Consider the following 6,146-nt stretch of genomic DNA (forward strand, 5'->3'; position numbering starts at 1 on the left):
GCTGGCCTCACAGCTGCGCTGCGACCCAGTCAAATACCTCGTCGTACTGTGCAGGCAGCTGCTGACGCAGTGTGTTGAGTGCGCCGCGCACCGCCGCCAGTTCTGGGTGGTTGACGTTGATATGCCCCAACTTGCGCCCCGGCCGCACTTCCTTGCCGTACCAATAACACTGGGTGGCGGGAATAGACATCCAGCGCGTGTCGCGTTCGACACCGATGATATTGATCATCACGCTGTTGCCGCGTACTTCCGGCGCCTTGATTGGCAGGCCGGCAACGGCGCGAAGGTGCATTTCAAACTGGCTGACGCAGGCGCCGGCCTGGGTCCAGTGGCCACTGTTGTGCACCCGCGGCGCCAGCTCGTTGACAATCAATTTGTCGCCAACCCGGAAGCATTCCATGGCCATCACGCCGACGTAATTCATCGCGTCCATGATCTTGCCGAGCATGGCTTCGGCCTGGCCCTGTAAATGCTCAACGCGTTGCAGCGGTGCTACCGAGGCCATCAGGATGCCGTTGCAATGCAGGTTGAGGGTGAGCGGGTAGAACACCTGTTTGCCGCTGCTGTCGCGGGCGCCCACCAGCGACAGTTCTTCCATAAAGGGGATTTTCTGTTCGGCGATGGCCGCACCCTGCCAATCGCCGGGGACTTCGTCACCGTCCTGACCGCGGTGCAGCCAGTACTGGCCCTTGCCATCGTAGCCGCCGGTGCGGCGCTTGAGCAGCACGTCGTCGCCCAGCTCACTGTGCAGCCAGTCGGCGCGGCTGTCATCTTCGACCGCGCGCCAGGGGGCGGTGGCGACATCGAGGGAGTCGAGCAGGGATTTCTGGTGAAAGCGATCGGCAATGCGCCAGAATACATCGGCATTGACGAAATTGGGGTGTTCGCTGAGGTGGCGGGTCAGGGCGGTGTCCGGCCACTGCTCGCGCTCTACGGTGACAATATCGCGGTCCCCGATTGCCGGCAGCGTTGGCGCGTCGGGGTCCATTGGTTCGACGCGCAATGCCAGCGGGTAGGCGGCCTGCTCAAGCATGGCGCCCAATTGACCGGCGCCCAGTACCCATACCGTTTGCATTAGGCCTCCCGTGGATCCGGATTGTCGAGCACCGACTCGGTTTGCGCCTGGCGGAACTTCTCCAGTCGCTGGGCCAGCTCGGCATCGTGGGTGGCCAATATTTGGCAGGCCAGCAGGCCGGCGTTAAAGGCGCCGGCGGTGCCGATGGCGAGGGTACCGACGGCGATGCCCTTGGGCATTTGTACAATCGAGAGCAGGCTGTCCATGCCGCTGAGTGCGCGGCTCTGTACGGGAACACCGAGCACCGGCAGGCGGGTTTTAGCGGCGACCATACCGGGCAAGTGGGCGGCGCCGCCGGCGCCGGCGATGATCACCGAGTAACCCTTGTCGACGGCGGTTTCGGCGAAACTCATCAGTTTGTCGGGGGTGCGGTGGGCGGACACCACTTCTACGTGGTGGTCTACGCCCAACTCGCTCATGATCTCGGTGGCGGGGCGCATGGTGTCCCAGTCGCTTTTGGAGCCCATGATCAGGGCGACTTTTGCTGACATTGGCTTTTGCTCTCGTCGCGTAAAAACGGCGCATTATAAATGAATTTGCCGTCGCTGCGCGCCCCGATTGGTGGTTTATTGAACAAATCGCGCTCGCGCGGCGGGTGATAGAGGGGGAATATTACCCAGCGCGGCAAAAAACAGCGCTGCGGCTAGCTAACGGCGGGTGTTTGCGCGCCGCTTTGTAACAAAGGCCGCGCTTGTGAAACTATAGGGCAGGTAAACGATAATAACGGGAAAATATATGCACGATACTCTCGCTCTGCTAGAGCTGGTTGAGTTCCCGGCGCTGCAGCGGACTGAGCTCGATACCCTGCAGGTCAACCTCGGCTATAAATGCAATCAGCGCTGTCTGCATTGCCATGTTAACGCCGGACCGACCCGCACCGAGATGATGAGCAGCGATAATCTGGCGTTGATTCCACAGGTGTTAGCCGCCCGCAATATCAAACGGCTGGATCTCACCGGCGGCGCGCCGGAGCTGCACGAAGGCTTTCGGCCATTGGTGGCGCAGGCCTCGGCGATGGGGGTGCAGGTGATCGACCGCTGCAACCTCACCATTTTGTTTGAGCCCGGCCAGCAAGGCCTGGCGGAATTTCTCGCCGAGCACCGGGTGGAGGTGGTGGCCTCGCTGCCCTGTTATTCGCTGGACAATGTCGATGCCCAGCGCGGTGAGGGCGTGTTCGATAAAAGCATCGCCGCCCTGCAGCAACTCAATCAATTGGGTTACGGCCAGCCCGGCAGTGGCTTGGTGCTGAATCTGGTTTACAACCCGCAGGGGCCGTCGCTGCCGCCCAATCAGCAGGCGCTGCAGGAGGACTATCGGCGCGAGTTGATGAGCCACTTCGGCATTGTCTTTAATCAGCTGTTCGCGCTGGCCAATATGCCGATTCAGCGCTTTGGCTCGACGCTGATTTCCAAGGGCCAGTTCAACGATTATATGGGCCTGCTGCGCGACAGCTACAGTGAGGCCAACCTCGATGGCGTGATGTGCCGCAGCCTGGTGAGTGTCGACTGGCAGGGCTATCTCTACGATTGCGACTTTAACCAGCAGCTCGGCTTGCCGCTGCCCGGCGCCGAGACGCGCCCGCATTTGCGCCAGTTGCTTGAGCAGGATTTAAGCGGCCGGCCGATCAAGGTGGCCGGCCACTGTTTTGGCTGCACGGCGGGGCAGGGCAGCAGCTGTGGCGGCGCGCTGTAGCGTTGATAAAAAATAAGGAAGTGGAAATGAGCAGTCACGATATTGTTAAAGATTACTACGGCAAGCAGCTGCAAAGTTCAGACGACTTAAAGACCAGTGCCTGTTGCGACGCCAGCGCCATGCCAGAGTGGCTGAAGCCTCTGCTGGCGGCGATTCACCCCGAGGTGTTGTCCCGCTATTACGGCTGTGGCCTGGTGTGCCCGACTGAGCTTGAGGGCTGCCGGATATTGGATCTGGGCAGCGGTAGTGGCCGCGATGTCTATGCGCTGGCGCAGCTGGTGGGCCCCCGCGGTGAGGTGGTCGGTGTGGATATGACCGACGAGCAGCTTGAGGTGGCACGTTCTACCCAGGCCTGGCACGTCGAGAAATTCGGCTTCGATAATGTGCGCTTTATAAAGGGTTATATAGAGCGCCTGGATGAGCTGGATTTAGCGCCGGGCAGTTTTGATGTGGTGGTGTCCAACTGCGTCATCAACCTGTCGCCGGATAAAGACGCCGTGCTCGCCGGGGTGAAGCGCCTGCTTAAACCCGGCGGTGAATTTTATTTCTCCGACGTCTATGCCAGCCGCCGGGTGCCCGAGGCCATGCGCAGCGACCCGATGCTGTACGGCGAATGTCTGGGCGGCGCGCTGTACTGGAATGACTTTATTCAGTTGGCCAAGCGTCAGGGCTTTGGCGACCCGCGGCTGGTGGAAGACCGGCCGCTGGAAATGACCGACCCGGCGGTGGCGGCGAGTACGGCGGGGGTGGATTTTTTCTCCGCCACCTATCGGCTGTTCAACCTCGACACCCTGGAAAGTGACTGCGAGGACTACGGTCAGGCGGTGGTTTACCGCGGCAGCATTGCCCAGCAGCCGGTGCATTTTGTGCTCGATAAGCACCATATTATTGAGGCCGGCAAGGTGTTCCCGGTGTGCGGCAACAGCTGGCGGATGCTGGCCGAAAGTCGCTTTGCCCGGCACTTTGATTTTGTCGGCGACTTCAGCCGTCACTACGGTATTTTCGAGGGCTGCGGTGTTTCTCTGCCGTTTACCACTATGGATGACGACGGCGCCCTGCCCTGTTGTTAAAGCGTGGAGGACGCGTGAATGAATAAGCGCCAATTGGGCAGCAGCACGCTGCAGGTCAGCCAGCTGTGCCTGGGCACCATGACCTGGGGCGAGCAGAACAGCGCTGAGCAGGCCTTTGAGCAGATGGACTATGCGGTTTCGCGGGGCATCAATTTTTTTGATACCGCGGAAATGTACCCGGTGCCGCCGCGCGCAGAGACCCAGGGGCGCACCGAGCAGTATCTCGGCCAGTGGTTGCGCCACAGCGGCAAGCGCGGCGAGATCGTGCTGGCCAGCAAGGCCACCGGCCCGGGCAATGCCCATATTCGCGGCGGCAGCGGGCTGAATCGCGACCGCCTGCTGACGGCCTTTGAGGGTAATCTGCAGCGCTTGCAGACCGATTATATCGACCTCTATCAGATTCACTGGCCCAATCGCGATACTAACTTTTTTGGCAAGCTGGGCTATCAGCACCGCGACGATGACGCCGATGTCGAGCGCAATCAGCACGAGCTGTTGAAAACACTGGCCGAGCTGGTGGCCAGCGGCCAGGTAAAAACGGTTGGACTGAGCAATGAAACCCCCTGGGGGGTACTGAACTTTTTGCGTATGGCAGAGCGCTATCAGCTGCCGCGCGTGGTCAGTATTCAGAACCCCTACAATCTGCTCAATCGCAGCTTCGAGGTGGGGCTGGCGGAGATCGCCATTCGCGAGCGCGTCGGTTTGCTGGCTTATTCACCCCTGGCATTTGGCATGCTCAGTGGTAAATATCGCCGCGGCCAGCGCCCGGAAAATGCCCGCATCACGCTGTTTGAGCGCTTCCAGCGCTACAACAACCCACAGGCGCTGGCGGCCACCGAGCAATACGCCCAGCTGGCGGAGCGCCACGGTTTGGATTTTGCGCAAATGGCACTGGCCTTTATTAATCGCCAGCCCTTTGTGACCAGCAATATTATCGGTGCCACCACCCTGGCGCAGCTGAAAAGCAATATCGACAGCGCCGAGATCGCACTCAGCGACGAGCTGCTCGCCGAGATCGAAGCGATCCACATCGCCCAGCCGAATCCGGCGCCGTAATCAGCCGCGCCGGCGCTTAGCTGCGGCAAATGCGGCTGAGCACCGCCTTCAGGTAGCGGGTTTCCGGAATGGCGGGGTGTACCGGGTGGTCGGCGCCCTGCATGCCTTCGGCGAGAATTTGCGCGTGGCGGTCAATGTGACGCGAGGCGGCGCGGACCATATCCAATAGCTCTTCGCGGGGCATATGCATGGAGCAGGAGGCCGACAGCAGATAGCCGCCGGGTTCCAGCAAGCGCATGGCCAATTCATTGATGCGGCGGTAGGCGAGAATGCCCTCTTTCTGGTCTTTCTTGCGCTTGATAAAGGCCGGCGGGTCGACAATGATCACGTCGAAGCGCTGGCCGTCGTCGCGCAGTTGGCGCAGCGCCGCAAAGGCGTCGCCGTGCAGGGTGTTAAAGCGATCGCCAATGCCGTTGAGGGCGGCGTTTTCGTGGGCCTTTTCCAGCGCCAGTTCCGAGGCGTCATTGCACCAGATTTCACGGGCGCCAAACACCCCGGCCTGCACGCCAAAGCTGCCGACATAGCTGAACACGTCCAGCACGCGCTTGCCGTTGACAATGTCTTTCAGCCAGGCGCGGTTGGGGCGCTGGTCGTAAAACCAGCCGGTTTTCTGCCCGCTGCTCAGCGGCGCCAGAAAGCGCACGCCGTTTTCCACCAGCTCGACATCCTCCGGCGACTCGCCGTGTACGCAGACCACTTCGCTGGGCAGGCCTTCGAGCTGGCGCACCGAGGCGTCGTTGCGCAGCAAAATTGAGCGTGGCGACAGCAGCTTATTCAGCGCTGCCAATACCGGCTCGCGCAGCGCTTCCATACCGGCGGTGTTGAACTGTACCGACAGGTGGTCGCCAAAACGGTCGACCACCAGCCCCGGCAGCAGGTCGCTCTCGCCGTAGACCAGTCGATAGCAGGGCTGTTCGAACAGCTGCTCGCGCAGCGCCAGGGCCTGGCTGATACGCTGCTCGATCTGCTTCTGCCCCACTGCCTGCTGGCCGCCGCTGAGCAGGCGCGCGCAGATCAGCGACTGCGGGTTGATATAGGCCACGCCCAGTGCCTTGCCCTGGGCAGACTCCACCACAACCTGCTGGCCGACCTCAAAACTCTTTAGCGGGGTGGCCTGTTTGTCGACCTCGTTGCTGTAAATCCACAGGTGCCCGCCGCGCAGGCGGCGTTCTTCGTTTTTGGCTAGGCGCAGGGTGGGCAGGCTCATGCTGACATCTCGGCTGGTGGCGATAAGGCGGCATTATCGGGGATTG

General features: G+C 61.2%; 6 protein-coding genes. 3 read left to right on the forward strand and 3 right to left on the reverse strand.

The window, feature by feature from the left end:
- Positions 1-7 precede the first annotated feature (7 nt).
- Positions 8-1,075 (reverse strand): 5-(carboxyamino)imidazole ribonucleotide synthase, encoded by a 1,068-nt coding sequence (gene purK, locus ABYM29_RS07870; RefSeq protein WP_372864180.1) that lies wholly within the window; start codon positions 1,073-1,075, stop codon positions 8-10.
- Positions 1,075-1,566, reverse strand: a complete 492-nt coding sequence (purE, locus tag ABYM29_RS07875) for a 5-(carboxyamino)imidazole ribonucleotide mutase (RefSeq protein ID WP_372864181.1) — start codon at positions 1,564-1,566, stop codon at positions 1,075-1,077. The genes purK and purE overlap by 1 nt, the downstream gene beginning before the upstream one ends.
- 244 nt (positions 1,567-1,810) lie before the next feature.
- On the opposite strand from purE, the gene arsS reads away from it, so the two are divergent.
- From arsS to ABYM29_RS07890, 3 genes are read left to right on the forward strand one after another with little or no spacing between them, the layout of a single operon-like run.
- Complete coding sequence (gene arsS, locus ABYM29_RS07880; RefSeq protein WP_372864182.1) at positions 1,811-2,767, forward strand: arsenosugar biosynthesis radical SAM (seleno)protein ArsS; 957 nt, start codon at positions 1,811-1,813, stop codon at positions 2,765-2,767.
- A 26-nt stretch (positions 2,768-2,793) separates the two neighbouring features.
- Positions 2,794-3,837: a methyltransferase domain-containing protein gene (locus ABYM29_RS07885; RefSeq protein WP_372864183.1), complete on the forward strand. Its 1,044-nt coding sequence runs from the start codon at positions 2,794-2,796 to the stop codon at positions 3,835-3,837.
- A gap of 18 nt (positions 3,838-3,855) precedes the next feature.
- Positions 3,856-4,893: an NADP(H)-dependent aldo-keto reductase gene (locus ABYM29_RS07890; RefSeq protein WP_372864184.1), complete on the forward strand. Its 1,038-nt coding sequence runs from the start codon at positions 3,856-3,858 to the stop codon at positions 4,891-4,893.
- Between the two features lie 16 nt (positions 4,894-4,909).
- On the opposite strand, the gene ABYM29_RS07895 is transcribed toward ABYM29_RS07890, so the two are convergent.
- Entirely contained in the window at positions 4,910-6,100 is a 1,191-nt protein-coding gene (locus tag ABYM29_RS07895) for a class I SAM-dependent rRNA methyltransferase (protein WP_372864185.1), read from the reverse strand.
- Positions 6,101-6,146: the final 46 nt, after the last annotated feature.

The sequence above is a fragment of the Spongiibacter sp. genome, assembly GCF_041602295.1.
Lineage (GTDB): Bacteria > Pseudomonadota > Gammaproteobacteria > Pseudomonadales > Spongiibacteraceae > Spongiibacter.